We start from the raw sequence: 23,583 nt of genomic DNA on the forward strand, positions 1-23,583 counted from the left end.
GCGCAGACTGCTCGGGTCCATGCGCACAAGCGCACACAGAAAGTACACTCAGTGTGGTCGCGCAAAAGATTGCATACCGAGTGTTCATCGTCGCTCCGTGCGTGGGGCTTGCGTGGAGATTGCCGCAAGTGTCGCGTAGCGACAAGCAGAGCCGGAAAACCCATGCCACGGACATACGAAGCTCGCAATATTTCGCAACGCCCGATCAGTAACGCTGCTTCCCGCCCACCCACACCGCTTCGACCTGCGGCAAGCCGCGCACGACACGTACCCGCAGCAAGTCCGCACGCAGGCCTGCAGCGATTTCGCCGCGGTCGCTGTAGCCGATCGCCCTTGCCGGCGTCCGGGTGACCATCGCGATCGCGCGCGGCAAGCCGATCGACGCCCACTCGCCCAATTGGAACGCGGCCAACAACAGACTGCCGGGCACGTAGTCGGAGGAGAGCGCATCCAGCGCGCCGGCGCGGGCCAGATCGGCGGCGGCGACGTTGCCGCTGTGCGAGCCGCCGCGCACCAGGTTCGGCGCGCCGGCCAGCACCAGCAGGCCGGCCGCGCGCGCGGCGACCGCGGTGGCCATATTGACCGGGAATTCAGCGATGCACGCTCCGGCCTCGACCGCTTCAGCGACGTGGCTCAGATCCGAATCGTCGTGGCTGGCCAACGGCAGGCCACGCGCGAGCGCCATCTCGATCACCACGCCACGATGCGCATCGGCATGGCGCCGCTGCAATTGCCGCAGATGCTCCAGCCGCGCGTGGAACTGCTGATCGTCGCGAGCATTGCCGTGGCGTGCGCTATAGGAGCGATAGCGTTCCAAGTCGTGGAACTGGCGTTGGCCCGGGGTGTGGTCCATCAGCGACAACAGCCGCAGTTCGGGCGTGTCCAGCAACGGCCGCAGGCGTTCGGGCAGGTCCGGGCAGGGCAGTTCGCAGCGCAGATGCACGGCATGGTCGATGCGCAGGCCGCCGTCTTCGCGCGCCTGGGCCAAGGCGGCGAGGACCGCGACCGGATCGACCGCTTCCTCGGCGTCTTCCTCGCCGACCGAGATCGCGTTGAGCGCGGTGGTGATGCCGGCGGCCAACAGCTGCGCATCGTGTGCGAACAGCGCGGCCGCCGCCGGCCAGTGCGCGCCGGGACGCGGCAGCAGGTGCTTTTCCAGATTGTCGGTATGCAGTTCGACCAGGCCGGGCAGCAGGTAATCGCCGGCGCAGTCGATCGCCGCGGGCGCGTTCAGGCGGCCTGGGCCGAAGTCGCGGATCACGCCGTCGGCGAGGACCGCATGGCCTTCGATCACCTCGCCGGGCAGGATCAGACGGGCGTTGTCAAGCAGGATTTCGGTCATGGTCCAGTGTGCGCGGTCGGTCGGAGGGCGGGTTCTGTCATGGGCATGCAACGCCGGCGGGTTCTCATGGCGGCTGGTGCGGGGCCCGACCTGTCTAGTCAAGCAAGCGCAGATGGAGGTTGTATGACATCCACCCAGTCCGCCGCGGTCGACGCGGCCAGTCCGGTCCTCGCGTCCGAGCCGGCCGCGCAGCGCGACGCCGCGTTGCCGCTGTGGCAACAGATCGAGACTGCGCTGCTCAAGGACATTCGCGCCGGAGTGCTCAGCGAAGGCGACAAGCTGCCCTCGGCGTTCGATCTGGCCAAACGCTTCGCGGTCAACCGCCATACCGTGCGTCGCGCGATCGAAGCCCTGGAAGAGCGCGGCGTGCTGCGGACCGAAACCGGCCGCGGCAGTTTCGTGCAGGAACACCCGTACCACTATCCGATCGGCCGGCGCACGCGCTTCGGCAAGGCGATGCACGATCTCAACGTGGAAAGCCGCTACCGCCTGATCGAAGCCGGTGTGCAGACGCCCACCCGGCTGGTCGCGCGTTCGTTGGGTCTGATCTCGGGCGAACGCGTGCACCGCATCGTCTATTCCAGCGAAGTCGAAGGACGCACGGTCGACCACAGCGAGGCCTGGTTCCCGGCCTCGCGCTTTCCCGGGTTGGACCGGGTCTTCGCCGAACAACTGTCGGTGACCCGCACCCTGGCCGAGTTCGGGGTGCGCGACTATCTGCGCAAGCACACCTCGGTGATGGCGCGATTGCCCGCCGCCGAGGTCGCACGCGTGCTCGGCCAGTCCACACGCAGGCCGGTACTTTGCGTGCATTCGCTCAACGTCGACACCCAGGGCGTGCCGGTGCAATTCGGCGTGACGTCCTTCGCGGGCGATTGGGTGCAGTTGATGGTGATGGCGGAGTCGTGACATCGCCCGCCGCGGCGTGACGGCCGCGCGGATAGGCCGGGTGTCCGGATAGCACCCGCGCGAAATCTCGTATCAGCATGGTACGGGTTGCCGTTGGTCCGATGAGAACGCCCTGGCCGTTGCATGCCGACGCGGCCGCGACTCTCCCGACTGGCGCGGCGTGGCCTGCGCCGCACATCATCGAAAACGGTGCTGCATGTGCAGCATGACTCGATGCTCGCGCAGCGAAGTGTGATTGCGTTGACATCGCGGTCGCGGCTGCGCGAGGTCGTGCAGGTCGACGCTGCCGGCGCATGGAACGTGGACGGCCGCGCGTACGGACCGGCCGTCGTTATGAAGCGATTCTTTCTCCATTCGCCTGTTTTTTCTTGCTGCGCGGATTTCCTATGCGAAGAACAGCTGCATGAACTTGTCGTCCATGCGCGGCCTTGATCCGACGCGTATCGGAAGCCGCCGTAATGCCGGCCGTCGGTCGGGTTCGTCCGGTGTTTCGATACGGGTTACACATCACTGTTTTGTCGATTTTTCAGGGCACGATTCGCCAGGACAAGCAAAGGAAGGCTGCCGGATGCCGTATCCATGCGCTCAGGATGAGGAAGCGTCGCCGCTGCTTCAGTGCGGCGAATCCCCCGAACGATCAAGCTCTTCCGTGCGCCGCCTGCGCGCGGGAGACGTGTCGTTTTCGTCTCATGGATTTCGCCGGCATGGAGGCCGGTGAAGCTGTCAAGCGCTGCAGAGCTTGATGCAATGCAAGGCCGGATTTCGGCACGAGCAGTATCCGGCCGCGTCCGAAGAGCTTTCAGGAGGAGGGCTTGGAGGTGCAAGGAATATGGTTCCGATCATCAATCGAAAAGGAGTTTTCAATGGACCGCATCCTTAAGTTGCAAGAAATCCCGATGCACGACAACAGCCAAGAGCCCGGCAACAGCACCGCGACCTCCGGGTCGACGTCAAGCTGCAACGCCTGCGTCTGCGAGACGATTCCGACTCCGGTGTAACCCCGGCGTTCGGTAATCGACTGCAAACGCAGTTCGAGAGGGAGCGCGCGCTCCCTCTCTCTTCCGGACGGATGAGCCCGCGCAATCGCAGCGCGTGGCGGGGGCGTTTGCTGCAAGTCAGTTCGTGAAGCACGAGGCGGCACCGGGCCGAAGCCATGGCCGCGGCGTCGACGCCACGTGCTCGTCCAGGGATAAGTCGTCACGAAGCCGGCAGGGAGAGGACCATGGCTGAGATGTTGGTTGGGGACAAGGTGTTGTACTCGTTGGTCAGAGGCGACTTTTACGAGCCCGTCTCGCGCTATCAGCCGGTGCGCGAGCACTTCTACGATCCGATGCGGCGACTGCTTCCCGACGAATGGGATATCCAGCAGCACAACGTGTGGTACGGCTGCTCTTACGAGGGCGCCGAAATTCCCGCGCAAGGTTGGAAAATCCATCTGTCGGCGACACCCGCGCATGCGCCCGCGATCCTGATGACGGTCGCCCGTCTTCTGGCGCCGCAAAAAGTGACCTTCAAGTTCCTGACCGATCGCACGATGCTCTGGCTGTCGAACGGCAAGGGCTGGAGCCGCGGCGCTTCGGGCAAGTTCATTACCGTCTATCCCACCGATACCGAGCATTGCGCGCAGTTGCTGGAATCGCTGTACGAGGCGACCCTCGGCTATTGGGGGCCGTACATCCTTTCCGACCGCCGTTACCGGGACAACCGAATTCTGCATTACCGCTACGGCGGCTTGTTGCCGATCAAGCGTCTGGACGTGAGTGGAACCACCGTTCACGTCATCCAGGACAAGAACGGAAACTACGTCGACGACACGCGCACGCCGTTCTTCAACCTGCCGGCGGACATCGAGGATCCGTTCCTCAAGTTCAGCGCCGCGCCCGCCGACGACGGCGAGGCCGGGACTTTGAAGAAGGGCCGTTACGAAATCGAAGCCGCGCTGGCGATAAGCAATTCCGGCGGCGTGTATCTCGCGTTCGACCGGCACGAGGAGCGCAAGGTCATCATCAAGGAAGGGCGGCCGTACACCAATGTTTCCGTGCGCGGGCTCGACGCCGTGCAGTTGATGAAGAAGGAACACCGTCTGCTAGGCCTGGTGGCGGATCTGGACATTTCGGCCAAGCCGCTGGACTTCTTCATCGACTGGGAGCACGCCTATCTGGTCGAGAGCTATCTGGAAGGCGGCAATACGCTGCGCAACTATTTCGCCAACATCAGCCTGCCGATGCGCACGCGCGCCGGAGTCGAGGAGAGCCGGGAATATTATCGTCTGTACCGCAAGCTGTTCTCCAAGCTGGGGGTGATGCTGAAGGAACTGCACGATCGCAACATCGTGTTCAGCGACCTTTCGATGACCAACGTGCTGGTGATCGAACGCGAGGGCGAAGATCCGGAGCTGAAGCTGATCGATTTCGAAGGCGCCTACGAGGAAGGCATCGACCTGCCGACGCACTTGATGACGCCTGGCTTCTCGCCGCAGGAGGCGATGGAGCGCGGCATGGCCACTCGCCAGGACGACTACTACGCGTTGGGCAGCCTGATGATGGTCGGCTTGTTCCCGATGAATCCCCTGTTGGTGCTCGACCGCGATGCCCACGAGCGCTATCTGGCCGCGTTCCAGCGCGATTTCGACTTCCCCGAGCACTTGGCCGATCTCATCCGCCGATTGCTCGATCGCGATACCAGCAAGCGGCCGGACATGGACGAGATACTGCGCGCCTTGTCGATCGAGCACGAACCGAAAGCGCCGTGCGTGGGCACCCACGAGATCGACGCCGCCGATCTGGACGGCACCATCGCGCGCGTGTTCGAACACTGCGACGCGGCGGCCGATTTCGACCGCCGCGACCGGCTGTATCCGGCCGACCCGACCGTATTCGAGACCAATCCGCTGAGCCTGGGCCATGGCGCTTGCGGCGTGGCCTATGCCATGCATCGCGTCCGCGGCCAGGTCGACGAGCGCGTGTTGCAATGGATCCGCTCGCATCGGGTCGACGGAAACACCTACGCGCCCGGACTGTATGTTGGATTGTCCGGCATCGCCTGGTCGATGCTGGAGATGGGATTGCACGACGAGGCCGTCGCGACCTTGGCGTGCGCCAAGGACCATCGGCTGCTGTGGAGTTCGCCGAACCTGTTCAACGGCGCGGCCGGCTGGGGCATGACCCAACTGCGCTTCTTCCTGGCCACCGGCAACCAGCATTATCTGGAGGAAGCCAAGAAAGCCGGCCGATTCCTGGTCGAAAGCCGCGAAGTCGAGCCGGAGCTGCACGACGGCTGCTTCTGGACGTCGCCGGAAGGCATCTCGGCGAGCTTGGGCCACGGTACGGCGGGCGTCAGCTTGTTCCTGCTGTACCTGCACTTGGCGACCGGGGACGGTGCTTACCTGGCGGTCGGGCAGCAAGGCGTCAACTGGGTTCTGGACAAGGCGGTCCGCCGGCGCGAGGAGGGCGGCATGACCTGGATCGCCCGCGACCGGACGCCGAGCCTGATGCCTTACTGGCGTTGGGGCAGCTCGGGCGTCGGGCGGATGTTGTTGCGTTACTGGCATGTCACCGGTGAGGCGCGCTATGCCGAGGCGGTGGCCGAAGTGCATGTCGATTGCGATCGCAAGTACGCCATCTTCCCCGGTTACTTCCTGGGGCTGGCCGGCATCGCCGACATGTACCTGGACCTGGCGCGCTTCCCGCAATGGGAGGACAAAGCCATCGCCAGCGCACGCAAGCTGCTGGCCGGTTGCATGCTGTTCCCGGTGCAACGCGGCAGCGGGCTCGCCTTCCCCGGCGAATCGCTCAACCGCATCAGTTGCGACTTCGGCACCGGCGGCGCCGGCATCGCGCTGGTGATGCATCGCTATCGCACTCGCGGCGGCGCCTCGTTCATGCTCGACGACTTGCTTCCGAACTGGTCCGCGGCAGACCGGCCGGAACAGTTGCAGGCGGCGCTCGGATGAGCGTCGCCGCCAACGCGTCGTTGCGTTCTGTTACCGGACTGGCGCGGCTGGCCTGGCGACCTCAGCGACGGTGCGAAGTCCGATGACCGATCAGTCACCGCGGGCAGACAAGACGGTAGGCGGCGTGCAACTGCGCCGCATCGCCGCGCTCAGCCGGCCGCATATCGGCGGGATTTTGTCCTGCCTGGTGCTGATCTTGGCCGCGACCGCGATCCAACTGTTGATGCCCGTGGGCATCCAGCAGTTGTTCGATCGCGCCTTGGTCGGCCGCGAAACCGGCATGGTCCACCTGCTGGCGGCCGGTCTGCTGGCGATATTGATCCTGCGCTCGCTACTCAGCTACGCCGGCCAGTTCCGCCTGCAGGCCATCGGGGACATCATCATCGCCGACCTGCGCGGGCGGTTGTTCGAGCACTTGCATACGCTCGGACTCGACTACCACCACCGCCAGCGTATCGGCGATCTCTTGTCGCGGCTCAGCAACGATGTGGCCTCGGTGCGTCACATCGTGGCGAACCTGCCGGTGTTCGTCGCGATCAACTGCTTCCAGTGCATCGGTGCGACGATCGTGATGCTGTCGATGAACTGGCGGCTGGGTCTGGTAGTGCTGACCATGGCGCCGCTGGCTACGGTGCTGAGCCGGATCTTCGGTCCGGTGTTCGAACGCTTGTCGACGCAGATCCAGGACGAGCTCGCGCGCTCGACCACGATCGCCCAAGAGTCGCTGAGCGGGATCGAAGTGGTCAGCACCTACGCCCGAGCGCCGTACGAATCGCAGCGATACCGCGGCGGCCTGCGCAGCTACCTGGCGGTGGTGCTTTCGATGCGCCGCACCGACGCGCTCTACAGCGCCCTCACCGTGTTTCTGACCACCTTCGCCACCATCGTGGTGTTCTGGTACGGCGGACTGCAGGTGATACAGGGCGCGCTCAGTGCCGGCAGCCTGGTGGCGTTCCTGCTGTACTCGTTGAACATCACTCAGAGCATCAGTTCTCTGGCGCAGCACTATTCCTCGCTCAAGCAGGCTGCCGGCGCCTCGCGCCGGGTGTTCGAACTGCTCGACGTCAAGCCCGATATCCGCGATCGCCCCGGAGCGGTCGAGCTGTCGTGCGAGCACGCCACGGTGAAGTTCATCGGCGTGGATTTCGCTTACCGGCCCGGCGAGCCGGTCTTGTCGGACATCCACCTGGAAGCGCGGGCCGGCCAGACCATCGCCCTGGTCGGCCACAGCGGCGCCGGAAAATCGACCCTGATCAAATTGATTCCGCGCTTGTACGACGTCGCCGGCGGCGCGATCGAGGTCAACGGTCGGGATATTCGCGACTACACGATCGAATCGCTGCGTCAGGCGATTTCGGTGGTATCGCAGGACGTATTTCTGTTCGGGGCCAGCGTGCGCGACAACATCCGCTACGGCCGCCTGGACGCGAGCGACGAGGACGTGGAGGCGGCGGCGCGCGTGGCCAACGCGCACGAGTTCATCGTGCAGATGACCGCGGGCTACGACACCCAGGTCGGCGAGCGCGGCCTGCAGCTGAGCGGCGGCCAGCGGCAGCGCCTGTCGATCGCTCGCGCCTTGCTCAAGGACGCCCCGATTCTGCTGCTCGACGAAGCGACTTCGGCCATCGACAACGAATCCGAGGCGTTGATCCAGTCGGCGATCGACCGGCTCAAGGCCAGGCGTACCACCTTCGTTATCGCTCACCGTTTGGCGACGGTGCGCAACGCGCACCAGATTCTGGTCATGACCGGCGGACGGATCGTGCGGCGTCCGGGCTACGACGAATTCATCGAGCGCGGCGCGGGCCATGCGCCGCCATCGCTGCAGCCGGGCGCACTGCGCGCGGTGGACGAGCCCGAGATTCGCTTCGAGCCCACGGCAGCGGTCGCGGAGCGAAAGGCATGAGCACGACGGCTTTGCCGCATGCGTGGCCAAGGCCGAGACGAGGCACGGCGGCCGTGACTGGGATCGCGCGTCGCATCAAGCATTCCGATGAGGTTCTCTGCAATGGACGTCGTCAAGCAAAAACACGGTAGTGGTCTTTTCTCGCGGCGAAAGCTCGTTTCGGCCGCGGCGATGCTTGCGCTCGTCGCGTGCGCCTTCGCGATCATGGGCCTGGACGAGGCGATGCCGAGTGCGCCGCGCTCGGAGTTGTGGATCGATGAGGTCCAGCGTGGGGACATGATTCAGGAGATCCGCGCCACCGGCAGCCTGGTGCCCAAGCACGTGCGCTGGTTAGCCGCCGGCACCGAGGGCGCGGTGCAGGAAGTGCTGGTGCAACCCGGCGCCCGGGTGAGCGCGGATACCGTCATCATCCGGCTCAGCAACCCCATGGCATTGGCCGACCTGGAGAAGGCCCGCGCCGCGCTGGCCGGGGCCGACGCGGGTATCGCGGCCAAACGCACGGAGCTGCAATCGCAGCAGTTGGATCAGGACGCCGTGCTGTCCAAGGCCGAGTCGCAACTCAAGGTCAGTTCGGCCAAGACCGACGCGCTGCGTCGGGCCCTGGCCGCGGGCGTGATCTCGAAGCTGGAATTGATCCAGAGCGAAGTCGGCATGGCCCAGGACCGGAACATGGTCGCGATCGAGAAGCAGCGCGTGACCGCCGCGCGTCGCAACTTCGAGGCGCAGATGCTGGCCGAGCGTGCGCGCCGCGACGAACTGGCCAGTGCGCTGTCCCTGGCCGAGCAGAACGTCGCCGCGTTGCAGGTCCGGGCCGGCATCGACGGCATCCTTCAGCAGGTGAGCGTCGAGCCGGGACAGCAAGTGGCTGTCGGGGCGAGTCTGGCGCGGGTGGCTCGTCAGAACGAGTTGATCGCGCGCTTGCTGGTGCCCGAAGTTCTGGCCAAGGATCTGGTCCTGGATCTGCCCGTGCGCGTGGATACCCGCAACGGTGTGGCCGAGGGCCGCGTCGACCGAATCGACCCGGCGGTGCGCGAGGGCCGGGTCACGGTCGATGTCGATTTCGTCCGCGCCTTGCCAGCGAGCGCGCGCCCGGATCTGTCCGTGGACGGCAGTATCGTGCTGGCCCGCCTGCGCGACGTGGTCAGCGTTGGACGCGCGTCGTCGGCGATACCGAACGGCGCTTCTACCCTGTTCGTACTGAGCGGCGACAGCGAGATCGCACAACGCACGCGCGTGGTGTACGGCCGCACTTCCAGCGACCGCATCGAGGTCAAGTCCGGGTTGCGACCCGGCGACCGCGTGGTTCTGTCCGACACCGCGCAATGGAGCAAGCACCAGGCGTTGCGCGTTCGCTGAGCCGATGCGCGGCGATTTTCCACCTCACCATGGAACGGCCATGAATCTGGACATCGGCACCTTGACCTTAGACGAGATCGCGTTCGCGGTGCACACCGGGCCGGATCGGCCGCTGATCCGAGTGCGCGGCCTGGGCAAGGTGTTCGACACCGACGAGGTGGAAACCCATGCCTTGTCGGCGGTATCGCTGGATGTCATGGCGGGGGAATTCGTCGCGATTACCGGGCCGTCGGGTTGCGGAAAATCCACGCTGCTGTCGATCCTGGGCCTGCTGGACAAGCCGACCTGCGGCGAGTACTGGCTCGACGGCAAGCCGGTTGCTGGATTGGGCGCATCGGGCCGCGCGCGAGTGCGCAACGAAGCGGTGGGCTTCATCTTCCAGGCGTTCAACCTCATCGCCGATCTGAGCGTCGAGGAAAACGTCGAGCTGCCTCTGACCTACCGCGACGGAATCGGCAAGAGTGAGCGTCGGCGCCGGGTCGAGGAAGCGTTGGAACGCGTCGATATCGGACACCGTCGCCGGCACTACCCGGGACAGCTGTCCGGCGGTCAACAGCAGCGTGTCTCGGTCGCGCGCGCGCTGGTCACGCGGCCGGCGGTGCTGCTGGCCGATGAGCCGACCGGCAACCTCGACCGCCACAATGGCGAGATCGTCATGCGCCTGCTCGAAAGCCTGCATCAAAGCGGCTCAAGCCTGTGCATGGTCAGCCACGATTCCGCGTTCGCCGCGCGCGCCCAGCGGACAGTGCATATGCTCGATGGCCGCATCGAGGGCATTTCGACGCGCTCCGGGGAGGCGCCGTGAATCTCGGCGCGATCCTGCGCGACTGGCATCAGGCTTGGCGCGCATTGCTGCGCCGGCCGGGCTATCTGACCCTCGCCAGCCTGACGTTGGCGCTGGGCATCGCGGCGGTCACCGCCGTGTTTTCGCTGCTCTACCAAGGCTTGTTGCGCCCGCTGCCCTTTGCCGAACCCGAGCAGTTGGCCGCCGTGGGCTTGGACTATGGCGACACCGTGGTTTCGGCGCCGGCCATGCTGGATGTCGTCGGGGCGATGCCGGGCGTGACCTCGGCGGGCATCGCCTCGGCTTACCTGCGCAACGCCAACATCGTGCGTGGCGACACCTTGCTGGTGAGTCCCGTGCTGGCGGCCGACCACGGCTTTTTGCCGACGCTCGGCGTGAAGATGGCGCTGGGCCGCAACTTCAGCGCCGACGAAGACCGGGCGGACGGCGACGAGGTGGTCGTGCTCAGCCACGATTTCTGGATGCGCCAGCTCGGCGGGCGCGCCGATGCCGTCGGTCTCGGCATCGTTTTGGAGGGGCGCCCGGCGACGGTGATCGGTGTGCTGCCCGAACGCTTCGTCTGGCCACAGCCGTTCGATCTGCTGGTGCCGATGCGCTTGCAGCGCGGGCCGCGGGACATGGACGCCAACCATTACGTGATCGCGCGCTTCGATGGCGACGGTGCCGGGCGCGATGCGCGCATCGATGCGCGCATGCGCGCCCTGGTCGATTCCCTGCGTTCAGTCCTGCCCGCGGACAACTATGAGTACCTCACGCAGAACCGCTACAAGGCGATGCCGCTGCGCGATTTCTACGTCGGCGCAAGCAGTTCCGCGCTGTGGCTGTTCTTCGCCGCCGCGCTGTGCGTTCTTGCCGTCGCCGGGATCAATCTCGGCAATCTGGTCGTCCAGCGTTCGGTACTGCGTTCGCACGACAATGCGGTACGCGCCGCGCTGGGCGCCCCCGCGCTGCGGCTGGCGATGCCGGCGCTGGGTGAGGGGCTGTTGATCGGTCTGTTCGGTGTGGCGACGGGCCTGGCCCTGGCATGGAGCGGTTTGCGCCTGCTGCGTCGCGTGGCGCCCGTGCAATGGTTGCCCAACAGCGAGATCGCCTTGGTCGATGCGAGCTGGGTCTTCGCGCTTGGGGTGGGCCTGCTGTTGGCCGTATTGGCGGCCGTTGCAGGCGCTTGGCGCGCCCGCATCGGTTCGCTGACCGACGAGTTGGTCGGCGGTGGCCGCTCGGGCCCGAGCCGCGGCGCCGGCCGGCTGGGACGCGCGCTGGTCATCGCGCAGGTGGCGCTGGCGGCATTGCTGCTGGTCGTGTCCAGTTTGTTCATGCGCAGCCTTTATCAGCTCAACGCGGTGCCGCTGGGCTTCGATGGCCGGTCGGTGCGGGTATTCCAGCTCTCGCCGGTCAAGCCGCTGTATCCCGACGCGAAGGCGGTCGCCGCGCAAAGCCAGGCGATCATCGATCGCCTGCGCGCGCTGCCCGGCGTCGAGCGAGTCGCGATGTCGACCAACCTGCCGATAGGCTCCCAGCTCAATATGCCGGCGACCTTGCCGGACGGCACCTCCGTGCAGCCGCAGTTTCGGCCGGTGGATGGCGAGTTCTTCGCCACGTTCGCGATCCCGACCCTGCGCGGCCGAGCCTTGAACGCCCGCGATACCGGCGGCGCCGAGCCGGTGTGCGTGGTCAGCCAGACGTTCGCGGACAAGCATTTGCGCGGCGACCCGATCGGCCAGTTGGTCTACATGGGGCGCGGCGGCCGTTCCGAGGACACGCCGGCGATGCGTATCGTCGGGGTGGTCGGCGACGTGCGCCAGTTCGGTCCGGACCAGCCGGCGCCGCCGATCCTCTACGTGCCGTTCCAGCAGCTTGAGGCCAAGCTGTGGAACAAGATCCGCGAGTACGGGCCACTCAACTATGCGATGAGCGTTCGCGGCGCCGATGCCGTGGCCGATGTCGGTGTGCATCGCGCGGTCGCCGAAGCGGCGCCAGGGCAGCCCATCGGCGAGGTGCGGCGAATGCAGTCCGTGGTCGAGGCGACGATGGAGCGCAGCTACATGCAGTTGCTGCTGGTCGGCCTGTTTTCGGCCATGACCTTGCTGCTCGCCAGTATCGGTCTGTATGCGGTGCTTTCGATCTCGGTCGCGAACCGGCGCCATGAATACGCCGTGCGCGCGGCCATGGGGGCCCGGCCGCTGCGTCTGATGATGCTGGTGCTGCGCGACAGCGGCGTGCAGGTGTCATTGGGGCTGGCGATCGGCGTCGCCGTCGCGCTGGCCACATCGCGATTGATCCGGCGCTTCGTCTTCGGCATCAGTACCGCCGATCCCTTGGCCATCGCCTTGGTGATCGCCGCACTGCTGACGGCCGGCGCGCTGGCCGCGTTCTGGCCGGCGCTGCGCGCGGCGCGGATCGACCCGATGCGAGCCTTGGGAACGCAATGACGCGCCATCCGGGGCGCGACACTTCGCCAGAGGACGGGGGTGTCGGCGATGATGACCGAATCGTGACATGAACTTGCCAGGCTCTGGCGGCTGCGCGGTTTGAGTCACGTCCCTGGGCGATCAAGCGGCCTAACCTGCCGGCTCCTTTCATCGTTGGAGCGGGTCATGTCGCGTCGCAGATCGCATCGTTCGTGTGTCGCCTCTTCCATGGCGTCTTCCATTTTGCTGGCCCTGGCCTGCGCGGCCGCCGCGCCGGCGATCGCCAAGACTCCGAAGGTCTTGTTCATCGGCACCGACGGATTCCGCGGCGATGTCTACGGCACCACGGCCACGCCGAATCTCGATGCGCTGGTCGCCGACGGTTATCTCGGCCGCGAAGGACTCACCTCCGATACCGCGATCAGCGGCAGCGGCTGGTCGTCGTTGTTCACCGGGGTGGAGCGCGACAAGCACGGCGTTTACGACAATAGCTTCAACGGCAAGAACTACACCGCCTGGCCCGATGTGCTCAGCCGCATCGAAGCGGTCGTACCGAACAAGCGCACCGCCGTCGCGCTGGCGTGGGCGCCGCTGGCCACGCAGATTCCGTGGAAGGCCGACACCGTCTACAACGCCGGCAGCGACGCCAACGTACTGAGCAAGGCGCTGGAATTGCTCGGCGACGCGGCCGGCCCGGACGTGCTGTTGCTGGACTTCAATGAGCCCGACGAAGCCGGACACGCGGGCAGCTATTTCAATCGCGATGCCGCCGGCTACGCCGCGGCGATCCGCGGTATCGACGACAACATCGGCAAGATCATGGCGAGGTTGCGCGCACGCGCCAACTACGTCAACGAGGATTGGCTCATCATCGTCGGTACCGATCACGGCGGCTCGATCCATCACGGCCATAACACTCCGGAAGATCGCAAGACGCTGATCGCCTTCAGCGGCGAATCGGTGCCGAATCTGGGCCTGGAGCCGTTGCGGCTGGCGCCGCGTCAGGTCGACGTCGCGCCGAGCATCCTGGCGCATCTGGGGCTGGCGGTTCCGGCCGGTCTCGACGGCCGGCCGATGCACAAGCCGGTGCGCGAGGCCGCGCCCGCGTTCGGTGCGAATCTGTTGGTCAACGCCGGCGCCGAATACTCGCTCGGCCGGCTCGATCGCGCCTACGACAGCGATGTTCCGGGTTGGCGCAAGGGCAATGGCGGTCAGGTGGTGAGCTATGCGCAATACACCTGGTTGCCCGCGCGGCCGAGCGGCGGCGGCGAGAATCTGTTCATCGGTCGCGATACCGCGCGCAGCAACACCTTGAGCCAACGCGTGGATCTGCGCGGTCTGGATTTGAGCGGCGGCGCGGCGACGTTCAAGCTCAAAGCCGATCTGGGCGCTTCCAGCGGCCATCGCGCGCGAGTGTTCCTGCGCTTCTACGATCTGCGCGGCCTGGCCAGCTTCAGCGCGGCCGGCATCGGCCACCTGTTCCGCGGCGGCGACTACTACCGCTACGACATCGCCGCCGATCGCGTCGCCAACGGTTATCCGCAGTCCATCGCGACGAACTGGCCGGGCCTGGAGAAATTCGCCGGCGGCGCGCGCGATATCGACGCGGCCTTCGATGCCGGAAACGGCAAGGCGTACTTCTTCAAGGATGCGCAGTACCTGCGTTACGACCTGACCGCGCGCAACGTCGATCCGGGCTACCCGCTGGCGATTTCCGGCAACTGGGCGGGCCTGGAGAAATTCGCCGGCGGCGCGCGCGATATCGAGGCGGCGTTCTTCTTCAGCCGCAGCAAGCTGTATTTCTTCAAGGGCGATCAATACATCCGCTACAACCTCGACAACGATCGCGCCGACGCCTATTACCCGGCCAATCTGTCCGACAGCAGCTGGCCCGGCAGCGGTTACTGGCCGGCGAACTGGTCGGGCGTGTTGAATTTCAGCAACAGCAAATCCTATGTGTTCAAACCCGGCGAGTATCTGCGTTACGACCGCACGCTCGATCGCGCCGATGCCGGCTATCCGGCCACCATCACCGCCGGCAACTGGCCCGGGCTGCAGGCGCTTTACGCCGGCAGCGCGTTCGAACTCGCGTCCAGCGGCGGCACCGGCGCGATGCAGAGCTATCAATTGAACGGCCGAGTGCCCGCCGATGCGCAATGGGCCGAAGTGGAAATCCGCTTCGAACACGGCGCCGGCACTGGCGACGCCTTCGCCGACAAGCTGGAGCTGACGATGTCGCGTTGAGGCAGGCCCATCGGCCATACCCTGGGCAGGTCGGCGTTCGCGACTGTCCGCGCAAGCTCACTGCGGTGACGACGCGGGCGGCGAACGCCGATGTGCCCGATTGCGATCTATGTCCGGCACGAATGTGATCGCTTATTACAAAGAACGGACGCATGCGACGCAGGTCTCAATTCACTTGCTTTCGCTTCGCGCCCGGATCGGCAAAGCTTGCTCTCGCGGCGACAGGGAGCGGCGAGTGGCAAAAGGCAAGGCGAAACCTTGGACAGGGGCAGCGGTGGCTTTGCTGGGAGCGTTGGGCGCGACGAGCGCCGCGACGGCGACCGATGCCGTAAGCACGGTCGCCGGCGAGGCAAGTTGCGCGAGCTTGCAGACCGTGTTGCCGGACCCGGCGCAGTGCAGCGCCGCGTACCAGCTCGACTCGGCCACCGACCAGCGTGCACGGTTGGACCATATCTATCGACAAAGCATCGCCCTGGCCGACAAGAACCGTCTGGGTGAGGCCGCGCGCGCGCTGGACTGCGCCGAAGCGGTGGCCGGCGCGTATCCCGCGCCGGCGATCGCCGAGGAACTGTTGCGCCGGCGCGGGGTGATCGAATTCCGGCGCGAATGTCCGCTGGAAGCGCTGGCCCTGTTCAAGCGCGCGCTGGCCGAAGCCGAGCGCGGCGAGGACCGCCGCACCCAGGCCAAGAACTGGAGCAACATCGGCTCATCGCTGCGCCGGCTCGGCGATTACCAGGCCGCGTTGCGCGCGCAGATCACCAGCCTGGAGTTATGGCGCCGGCTGCCGGACGCCGAGATCGCGCGCACGCTCAACAATATCGCCGACGTCTATCGCGACATGGGCGAAACCGACAAGGCGGTGAGCTATTACCAGCGCGCGCGCACCGAGCACCTGCGCCGGACCAACGCTGCCGAAGCCGCGCATGTGCTCGAAGCGCTCGGCACCTTGTACCTGGACGCCGGCGATGTGACGCAAGCCGAGCGCGTGCTGCTGCAGGCACGCGATGAACTGCTTCAGGCCAACAACGCCAAGTACCTGCAACGAACCTACGCCGAGCTGGCGCGCGCGGCGCTGTTGCGCAACGATCTCGCCGCCGCCGCAGGCTGGAGCGCCAGCGGCCTGGCCCTGGTCGACACCGCCGCCGGCGAGTTCGCGCCGGCACCGCTGCAATTGCAGACCGCGCAGGTGGAACGCCTGCGCGGCGACGCGCGGGCGGCGCGCGAACGCGTGATCGCCGCGCTCAAGACCCTGGCGACGCAGGACAGCGACCGTCCTGCGCTGTTGGCCGAACTGGCCGCCGATCACGAGGCGTTGAGCGAATGGCCGCAGGCGATGGCGGCGCTGCGCGAGTCCGAAAACGCAGCGCGGCAACTGCGTCAGGCCCGCTACGACCGCGAGATGAAGTGGCTGCAGGTGCGCTTTGAGACCGCCGAGCGCGACCGCACCATCGCCAACCTGGCCGTTGAAAATCGAGTACGCACATTGGCGCTGTGGCTGACCGTGGTCTCGGCGCTGGCCGCGTTGCTCGGGCTGACCGTGTTCTTCCTGCGCCGCCAGCACCGCGCGCGAGTGGCCGAGGCGGCGCGGCGCGCGCGCCTGGACGAAGAAATCGACTACTACCGCCGCGCCGCAGCCGAACTGGGCATCGATCGCGCGCGCCTGCAGGCGGCGTTGGACAGTCGCGAGGACGCGGTGCTGGTGCTCGACGCCGCGGGCCAGGTGCTGGCCGCCAATCGCCGCGCCGGCGAACTGCTGCAACCCGGCGGCGGCGCGGTGTTGGCCGGGCATGGCTTCGGCGAATTGCTCGACGAGCCCGGCGCGCGCGCGTTCGCGCAGGCGCTGGAGCATTTGGACGAATCCTCGGCGCCGCAGCGCGTGGAATTCGGCCTGAGCGCGGGATCGCAGCGGCTCAGCGCGGAACTGAGCGAAAGCGGGCAGGGCGAAGGCCTGATCGTGCTGGGCTTGCAGCGCATCGCCGCCAGCGCCGCCGCGCAATCGCCGGCGCCGGCGGTGGAGCCGATGGCCTTGAACGTGGAGCCGTCGATCGAGGGCGACGAAGGTCTGCGCCAGTCGTTCCGCCGCGCCCTCGTCGAGCTGATGCTGGCGGTGGTCGAAGCCTGGGAGCGCAGCACCGGCCAAGGCCGCTTGGAGTTGGCCGAGAAGAGCCGGATCTGGCGCGTCACCGTCGACGACGGGCGTCTGCGCGCGCGCGCGATGGAGCGTTATCTGAGTCTGTCCAAATTGCCGCGCCAACCGCGCTGGCGCGACGTGCTGCGCTCGGGCTACTACGTGCTGGCCGAATGCACGCTGGAAGAACCGGTACGCAGCGAACTGCAGCGGCACGTCGACACGGTGCTGACCTACACTCGCCGCAACGCCCTGGTCTGAGCGACGCCGGGCGTCGCGGCGCCGGCGCGCGTCGCGGCGGCAAGCCGCGACGGCGTGGCCGGGCTCAGCGCCCGCTCTTGGCCTTCGGGGCTTTCGACACCGCCGGTACTTCGCAGATCACGCACACGCCCCACAGCACCACATCGGTGGGCTCGGCTGACCTATAGGTGTACTTCTGGTGGTGGTCTTCGCGCAGATAGCTGGCCGGGCCGAGCGCCATCGCCACCGGCGCGACGCGCAGGGCGCGCGCGGACGGGCGCGGATCGACCTTGGCGCAATACTCGCCGGACATCAGCGTGACCACGTCCCAGTGGTCGTCGACCTGGCCGCAGGACTTGGTACCGCCGCCGGCCGGACACGAACCGCCCGATCCCGGCGGCCGGCGCTCCAACTCGGCGTGGAAGTCGGCGGCCTGCTTGGAGGTGAAGGCGAAGTTCGCGATCTTGCGCACCTGGACGCCGTCGGCGTCGCACTGCGGATTGGTCTGGTGGGCGAACGCGCCGCCAGTGGTGAGCGCGGCGGCGAGGATCATTCCCTTGAGGGCGTGGCGCATCGTAGTTCTCCTGGTCTGTGTCGCGGGGAGCGCGACGCAGATCGAGCCTAGGAGTAGGCATCGACGCCGTCCAAACAATTCACGGGCACAAACGGGGACGTTTTTTTCGGAACTTGCCGGTGCTCACAGTGGCAGAGTGATGTGATTCGCGGTTGCGGAGCGATGGCCGCAGGGCGCTGCGAAAGCTTCCCGCCGTGTCCCGGTTCGATCCCGGATCCTTCCTCGCATCGCGGGCCGCGCCGAGGGTAAATGGAGCCATCGCTCCAGCGCTGATCGATCCGCCGGCATCGGGACCCGTCTCCGGCCGGCCCAGCCAGGCGGCTGGCGCAGGCGAACGGATCATCAGGTTTCCGTCGCGGCCCGCACCGGAAGGAACGCTCCCGCAAGGGGCGGAACGCGGCGGCTCATCGGATCGCGCCCCGGGCCGCACCGGGGCGCCGATCCGATGAGGTGGGCTCAGGGAGGGCTGCCGGTCCCTGGATCGGGTCCGGCACGTTCGGCGCCTGGCGCCGAACGGTCATCCATCGGGTTCGGCGCGATCGCGCTTCCGTGGCCCGTATCGGGCCGCGCGGGCGGAGGCCGATGAATGCGGCGTATCGATGGGCATAGGGACATGCAACCCGCCTCGCGCCGGCACGGATGCCGGTGCGGTCGGTAGCGCCGCGCGCCGTGCGCGGCGCCGGCGGGTACGGTCAGTCCGACGGGGGAGCCAACGGACTGAGCGACGCGGGCTATGGCGGATCAGGACGCCATAGCCCGCGATTGGATGTAAGCCGGGTTGGGGGATTCGAGATTCGCAAACGCGGGTTCGGACTTCAGGCTTTGACCAATCCCGAATCCCGCTCCATCACGCCGCCCGCCGCACCGCCCCGTAACGGCCCTCGACGATTTCCTCGGCCAGGCCGAAGCTCAAGGTCATGCCCAGGCCGCCGCCGCCGATGGCATTGACGATGGTCACGCCCGGCGCTGGTTCGGCGACGAACTCGCTGCTGCCGTCGGTGAGCTTGGGATAGATGCCGTGCCAGGTCTGGATCACGCGCGGATCGGGCAGGCGCAGGAAGCGGCTCAGGTAGCCGAGCACCTTGGCGTTGATCGAGTGTTCGTCGAACGGGTCGTGGGTGTGGGCGTAGGCGTGCGAATCGCCGACGGTGATCTCGCCGTGGCCGTTCTGCGCCGCCATCACGTGGATGCCCAGTTCGATCAGGTCGCCGAACTGTTCCTGATAACGCGCGCGCAGCGGCGCCACGTCGGCGGCCTGCTGGAAGCCGGCGTAGTGCACCAGCGACAAGCCGCCGCACAGCGCCGCGCCGAGACGGAAGCCGTCGGGTTGCGGCGCCAGGCGCAGCATCTGCAGCTTGCAGCGGGTCAGCGGCGCGGCGGCGTAGAGTTGCGGATAGAGCTGTTCGAACTCCGGCCCGCTGCAGACGAACACCTGATCGGCGTCGAAGCGGCGCGTGCCCGAATAAGCGCGTCCGGTTTCCACCGCGGTCACCGGCGTGCGCCAATGGAACTGCACGCCGTAACGTTCGTGCAGATAGCCCGGGATCGCGGCGAGCGCTTGGCGCGGATCGACGATCATCTCGTCGCGGTTGAACAAGGCGCCGCGCAGTTGCTCGGCGACCATCGCCGGCGATTTGGCCAGCGCCGCGTCGCGATCGAGCAGGCTGCACGGGCGGTGCGAACGGTTGGCGGCCTCGTACTGTTCCAGCACTTCCCATTCGTCCTGGGCGTAGGCCATGTGCAGCGAGCCGCAGGGGTCGTGCCAGAGCCCGGCGCCGTCGATCACCTCCTGCCAGATCGCGCGCGAACGCATCGCCCGCTGATAAGCCTCGCCGTTGGTCACGCCGATCGGCCAGATCATGCCGAAGTTGCGCACCGAGGCGCCGACTGCGCGGTCGTAGCGTTCCAGCACGGTGACGCGGTGGCCGCGCACGGCGAGCGCGCGGGCGATGGCCAAGCCGACGATGCCGGCGCCGATGACGAGAGCGGATTCGGATTTCATGCGGGTAAGGATTCGAAAGTCAGACGGGAGCGAGCGCGAGCGCCGCGGCATGGCGGCTGGCGCGATGATGGAAGTACAGCGCCGACAACAGCAGGCAGATGGCGCCCAGTGCGGCCAGGGCGATCACGATGTGGGCGAAGAACTGGGTCCACGACAGTTGCAGACCGGAGAACTCCTTGGTCAGCAGCACCGCCACGCTGCCCAGGTAACCGAAGGCATCGGACAGATACATCAGGAAGCCGACGTTGCCGGCGACGCGGAAGGTCGCGATCAAACGTTCGTAGAACACGCAGTTGAACGGTACGTAAGCCAGGTACAAGCCGAAGCCGACCAGCGCCAGCCACCACAGCGGCGGCAGCGCGCCGGCCTGGAACGCCAGCGTGCTGATGCCGGCGACGCTAAGCCCGGCGAACATCAGCGCGTGCAGCGCCATCAGGCCGCGCAAGTTGTCGCGGAACCAAGTGAGCCCGGCGGTCAACGCGAGAACCGCCAAAGCGATAGGCGTTTCGATCAACGCAAACACCCCCGCGCTCCCGCCGTAGCCCAGATCGTTGAACAACTCCGCCTCGAAGTTGTCGCGGAAATCGCGCACCACTGTCAGCGCGACGTAGCACAGGATCATCAACGACAGGCCAGGGAGGAACTTGCGCACGAACGCGCGGCGTTCCTCGCGGTTCATCGGCAGGCGTTCGCTGCGTTCGCGCAGGTCGTCCGCGTCGGGTTCGGGCACGCGTTCGAGCAGGTGCAGCGCGATCAGCAGCGGCGGCACGAACAACAGTCCGGTCAGGAACGGCATCCAGTACTCGCTCACGCCCGACAACAACAGCCACTTGCCCACGCTTTTGACGATGCCCGAGGCCATGATGAAACTCGACGCCAGAATCGCGCCCATCGCTTCGGTGGTGCGGCGTCCTTCCAGATAGCTGAACACCAATCCCCAGACCATGCCCAAGGGCAGGCCGTTGAGGAACAAGAACGGGATATTCCAGGGCGCCGGTGTCAGCGCGAAGCCGAGCAGGGCCAGCCAGGCCACGCCGATCAGCATCAGCAGCAGGCGCGCGCGGCGCTCGCGGCGCAGTCCGCCGATCACGCCGATGCCGATGAACTTGCTGCACATGTAGCCGAGGATCTGCGCGACCACCAGCCACACTTTGTAATCGACGTCGAACCACTGCTGGCCGTGGAACGACGCGGCCGCGAACGGCTTGCGGAATGCGTACATGCACGCGTAGGTGACCAGCGCCGCGCCGCCGGCGAGCAGGGTCACCTGCCACTGGCGCATGCGTTGGCTACGCGGGGCGTACGCGCCGATCATGCCGCCGCGCTGCGCGGATCGGTGGCGATGCCGAGCAGGGCCGGCAGTTCGAACAGCGAATCGATGATGCGGTCGGGCTGGTGGGGCTCCAGCTCGGCGCGGGTGTAGGCGCCGGTGGTGATCGACACCACCAGGCCGGCGCGCGCGCTGCGGCCTTCGCCGATGTCGACTTCGGTGTCGCCGATCTTGACCAGTTGCGCCGGATCGTCGATGCCCAAGCGCTGCATCAGCGCGCGCGCCATATGCGGCGCGGGCCGCCCTTCGGCGACTTCGTCGCTGGCGATCAGCGCGTCGATGCGATCGGCCCAGCCCAGGCGTTCGACGATCGCGTCGGCGATATCGCGCGAGAAACCGGTGTTGAGCGCCACCTTGATGCCGTTGGCGCGGAGCAGGGCGAAGATCGATTCGGCGCCCGGCAGCGGTTCGATGCCGGGCCATTCGCGATAGCACACCAGCATGCGCTGGACGAAGTCTTCGTGGATGAGCTTGATCGTCGCCTCGTCGGCCTGGCCGCCGAGCAGCCGCGCGATCGCCAGCGGCTTGGGATAGCCCATCAGCGGCCGGCAGGCCTCGTGGTCGATCGGATGGCCGGCGGCGGTCATCGCGCCGACGAAGGCCTGGGCGACGAAGCCGGGATCCGACACGGTGGTGCCGGCGATATCGAACAGAGCGAGGCGGTAGGTCATGGCGGTTGAAGGCACTGCGGAACAGGCCTTCAGCTTGAAGATCGCGCGCAACCCGGTGATGACAGGGCGGGGACAACCGGTTGGACCTGTCTAGTCGGTCCGGGCGTGGGCGGGGATCCGGGTCCGGCGCCACGGGTTCAGGGTGATGTGACGGCCGATGGCGTCCGCGGCGCCGGTCTCATGTCCGAGTTGGCCGGCTTACCAGATGATCTTGAAGTACCAGTCGCCCTCGGCATGGGCGTAGCCTTCCTGCCAATCGTTGGGGATCTTCGAACGCTGGAAATCGTCGAGGCTGTCCAGCAGCGGTCGCGGTGGGGTCGCTCGCCATACGACCAGGACGCGCCAGCCGCGATTGGCCATGCCCCAGGAGTCCAGCAGCAGTGCGGCTTCGTCGTGTTCGGAGCGGAAGGCGCGTGGTACGTCGATCTTCTTCATCAAGGACCGGTACGCGCCGGCGCGGGTATGGGAAAGATCGATTTTCTCCGCGCTCTTGAAGTTCCAACGCTCGTCTTTTTCGAACTCGCCGCCGTAGTGGAGGATGTCGGTGATTCCGTCCTCCTGCATCATTTTCCGCAGCGCTTCGTAGCCGGATCGCTCGGCGTGAAACTGCGCCATCAATGCCTGTTGCGTGGGCGGTGGCGAGAAACAGCCAGCGAGGCCGAGCAGGCTCAGCCAAAGCAAACCCGTCCGCGTAATCCTGGCTAAGTTCACGCGCCCGCCTCCGGCTTCAGCATGCAGCCCGCTTACCAAACGCATATACGGCCGCGTCGGTGTGACACGACGCGCCGGTCCGCTCAGCGCCGCCCGTTGAACAAAGCCTTCACCGAAGGCCGGGCGAGCACGATGAAGGTGAACACCCCCACCACCGTGCCGAAGGGCACCGACAGGCAGGTCAGTCCGGCGACGATCTGGCAGAACCCGCTGCCGCGACGGTCGCGCAGGCGGCGAGCGGTCATGAATTGCAGCACGCCGACCAGCAGGCTGAACAAGCCGACCAGGACGAATATGGGCAGCATGATGACCAGGAATTTGTCCGTTGCGGGCAGGCCCGCGGAGCTCTCCGCCACGGCCGGCGCCATGGCGGAGGTCGATGCGGCCAGCGTGACGAAGAACGCGACGAACACCACCGACAGCACGTTCAAGCCGGCGAATATGTAATAGAAGATGCCCAGAACCCGCAGATGCGAGGCGTCTTCGGGGCTGGCGGGCGCGGGTGCGGGCAGATCGGTCGGCGACATCGGTGGATCCTCCTTGGATCAGGGAGCGGACGCGAACGCGGCTTTGACGTCCGGCTTGAGCAGCAGCACCAGCGCGAACACGCCGAGCACGGTGCCCAGCGGCATGAACATGCAGCTGACGCCGGCGGCGACGAGGCAGAAGGTGTGGTTGCGGCGTTCGCGGATGCGCCGGCCGGCGAACGCGAACAATACCGCGCAGGTCAGGCCGCCGATGATGAAGACCGAGCCCATCACCACGAACATCCAGCCCATGAACTCCGGCGGCGGCGCCTGCTGGTTGGTGCCGGCGGGGAAGCGGTGCGACAGCATCGCCACGCCGATCGCCACGTGGATGGTGGGTAACAGCGAGAACAGCCCGGTGAAGGCCGCGAGCAGGTAATAGAACAGGCCGATCAGGTCCAGGTGTTTGGGATCCGACGAGGGCGGTGCGGCGACGGTTGCTTGGGGCGCGGGGTCGTTCATTACGCGGCGGCTCCTT

17 protein-coding genes are annotated in these 23,583 nt (G+C 66.7%); 9 read left to right on the top strand and 8 right to left on the bottom strand.

All coding sequences use genetic code 11. From position 1 onward, the window contains the following. Window positions 1-205 precede the first annotated feature (205 nt). Window positions 206-1,342: an alpha-D-ribose 1-methylphosphonate 5-triphosphate diphosphatase gene (locus tag ACTOWJ_RS24990; protein ID WP_441337329.1), complete on the bottom strand. Its 1,137-nt coding sequence runs from the start codon at window positions 1,340-1,342 to the stop codon at window positions 206-208. 123 nt (window positions 1,343-1,465) lie between these two features. On the opposite strand from ACTOWJ_RS24990, the gene phnF reads away from it, so the two are divergent. The 9 genes from phnF to ACTOWJ_RS25035 all read left to right on the top strand — a co-directional run bounded on the left by phnF (window position 1,466) and on the right by ACTOWJ_RS25035 (window position 17,311). Then, the gene (gene phnF / locus ACTOWJ_RS24995) at window positions 1,466-2,251 is read left to right on the top strand and encodes a phosphonate metabolism transcriptional regulator PhnF (RefSeq protein ID WP_441337330.1); all 786 of its coding nucleotides are present in this window, start codon (window positions 1,466-1,468) and stop codon (window positions 2,249-2,251) included. An 863-nt stretch (window positions 2,252-3,114) separates the two neighbouring features. Further along, window positions 3,115-3,249, top strand: a complete 135-nt coding sequence (locus ACTOWJ_RS25000) for a hypothetical protein (RefSeq protein ID WP_441337331.1) — start codon at window positions 3,115-3,117, stop codon at window positions 3,247-3,249. Between the two features lie 224 nt (window positions 3,250-3,473). Further along, the gene (gene lanKC / locus ACTOWJ_RS25005; RefSeq protein ID WP_441337332.1) at window positions 3,474-6,203 is read left to right on the top strand and encodes a class III lanthionine synthetase LanKC; all 2,730 of its coding nucleotides are present in this window, start codon (window positions 3,474-3,476) and stop codon (window positions 6,201-6,203) included. An 82-nt stretch (window positions 6,204-6,285) separates the two neighbouring features. After that, a complete protein-coding gene (locus tag ACTOWJ_RS25010) occupies window positions 6,286-8,109 on the top strand; it encodes an ABC transporter ATP-binding protein (protein ID WP_441337333.1) in 1,824 nt (607 codons plus the stop codon). 171 nt (window positions 8,110-8,280) lie between these two features. Then, window positions 8,281-9,465: an efflux RND transporter periplasmic adaptor subunit gene (locus ACTOWJ_RS25015; protein ID WP_441337334.1), complete on the top strand. Its 1,185-nt coding sequence runs from the start codon at window positions 8,281-8,283 to the stop codon at window positions 9,463-9,465. A gap of 40 nt (window positions 9,466-9,505) precedes the next feature. Beyond that, window positions 9,506-10,270 (top strand): ABC transporter ATP-binding protein, encoded by a 765-nt coding sequence (locus ACTOWJ_RS25020; protein ID WP_441337335.1) that lies wholly within the window; start codon window positions 9,506-9,508, stop codon window positions 10,268-10,270. Beyond that, a complete protein-coding gene (locus ACTOWJ_RS25025) occupies window positions 10,267-12,699 on the top strand; it encodes an ABC transporter permease (protein ID WP_441337336.1) in 2,433 nt (810 codons plus the stop codon). Before ACTOWJ_RS25020 ends, ACTOWJ_RS25025 begins: the two co-directional genes overlap by 4 nt. Window positions 12,700-12,906: 207 nt before the next feature. Beyond that, entirely contained in the window at window positions 12,907-14,922 is a 2,016-nt protein-coding gene (locus tag ACTOWJ_RS25030; RefSeq protein WP_441337337.1) for a hemopexin repeat-containing protein, read from the top strand. Window positions 14,923-15,196: 274 nt separating this feature from the next. After that, window positions 15,197-17,311 (top strand): tetratricopeptide repeat protein, encoded by a 2,115-nt coding sequence (locus tag ACTOWJ_RS25035; protein ID WP_441337338.1) that lies wholly within the window; start codon window positions 15,197-15,199, stop codon window positions 17,309-17,311. A 64-nt stretch (window positions 17,312-17,375) separates the two neighbouring features. Here ACTOWJ_RS25035 and ACTOWJ_RS25040 read toward each other — a convergent pair whose 3' ends face one another. The 7 genes from ACTOWJ_RS25040 to ACTOWJ_RS25070 all read right to left on the bottom strand — a co-directional run bounded on the left by ACTOWJ_RS25040 (window position 17,376) and on the right by ACTOWJ_RS25070 (window position 23,567). Next, window positions 17,376-17,864: a hypothetical protein gene (locus tag ACTOWJ_RS25040; protein ID WP_441337339.1), complete on the bottom strand. Its 489-nt coding sequence runs from the start codon at window positions 17,862-17,864 to the stop codon at window positions 17,376-17,378. Window positions 17,865-18,711: 847 nt separating this feature from the next. Beyond that, window positions 18,712-19,866, bottom strand: a complete 1,155-nt coding sequence (locus ACTOWJ_RS25045; RefSeq protein WP_441337340.1) for a TIGR03364 family FAD-dependent oxidoreductase — start codon at window positions 19,864-19,866, stop codon at window positions 18,712-18,714. 19 nt (window positions 19,867-19,885) lie between these two features. Next, on the bottom strand, window positions 19,886-21,148 hold the full coding sequence (locus ACTOWJ_RS25050; protein WP_441337341.1) for a DUF5690 family protein: 1,263 nt from the start codon (window positions 21,146-21,148) through the stop codon (window positions 19,886-19,888). Between the two features lie 29 nt (window positions 21,149-21,177). Beyond that, the gene (locus tag ACTOWJ_RS25055) at window positions 21,178-21,867 is read right to left on the bottom strand and encodes an HAD family hydrolase (protein ID WP_441337342.1); all 690 of its coding nucleotides are present in this window, start codon (window positions 21,865-21,867) and stop codon (window positions 21,178-21,180) included. Window positions 21,868-22,065: 198 nt separating this feature from the next. Further along, window positions 22,066-22,623 (bottom strand): hypothetical protein, encoded by a 558-nt coding sequence (locus ACTOWJ_RS25060; protein ID WP_441337343.1) that lies wholly within the window; start codon window positions 22,621-22,623, stop codon window positions 22,066-22,068. A gap of 38 nt (window positions 22,624-22,661) precedes the next feature. Beyond that, window positions 22,662-23,105: a hypothetical protein gene (locus tag ACTOWJ_RS25065; RefSeq protein ID WP_441337344.1), complete on the bottom strand. Its 444-nt coding sequence runs from the start codon at window positions 23,103-23,105 to the stop codon at window positions 22,662-22,664. Between the two features lie 18 nt (window positions 23,106-23,123). Further along, window positions 23,124-23,567, bottom strand: coding sequence for a hypothetical protein (locus ACTOWJ_RS25070; RefSeq protein WP_441337345.1), 444 nt, complete (start codon window positions 23,565-23,567; stop codon window positions 23,124-23,126). Window positions 23,568-23,583: the final 16 nt, after the last annotated feature.

This window comes from Lysobacter sp. CA199, from assembly GCF_052078715.1.
Classification (GTDB): domain Bacteria; phylum Pseudomonadota; class Gammaproteobacteria; order Xanthomonadales; family Xanthomonadaceae; genus Lysobacter.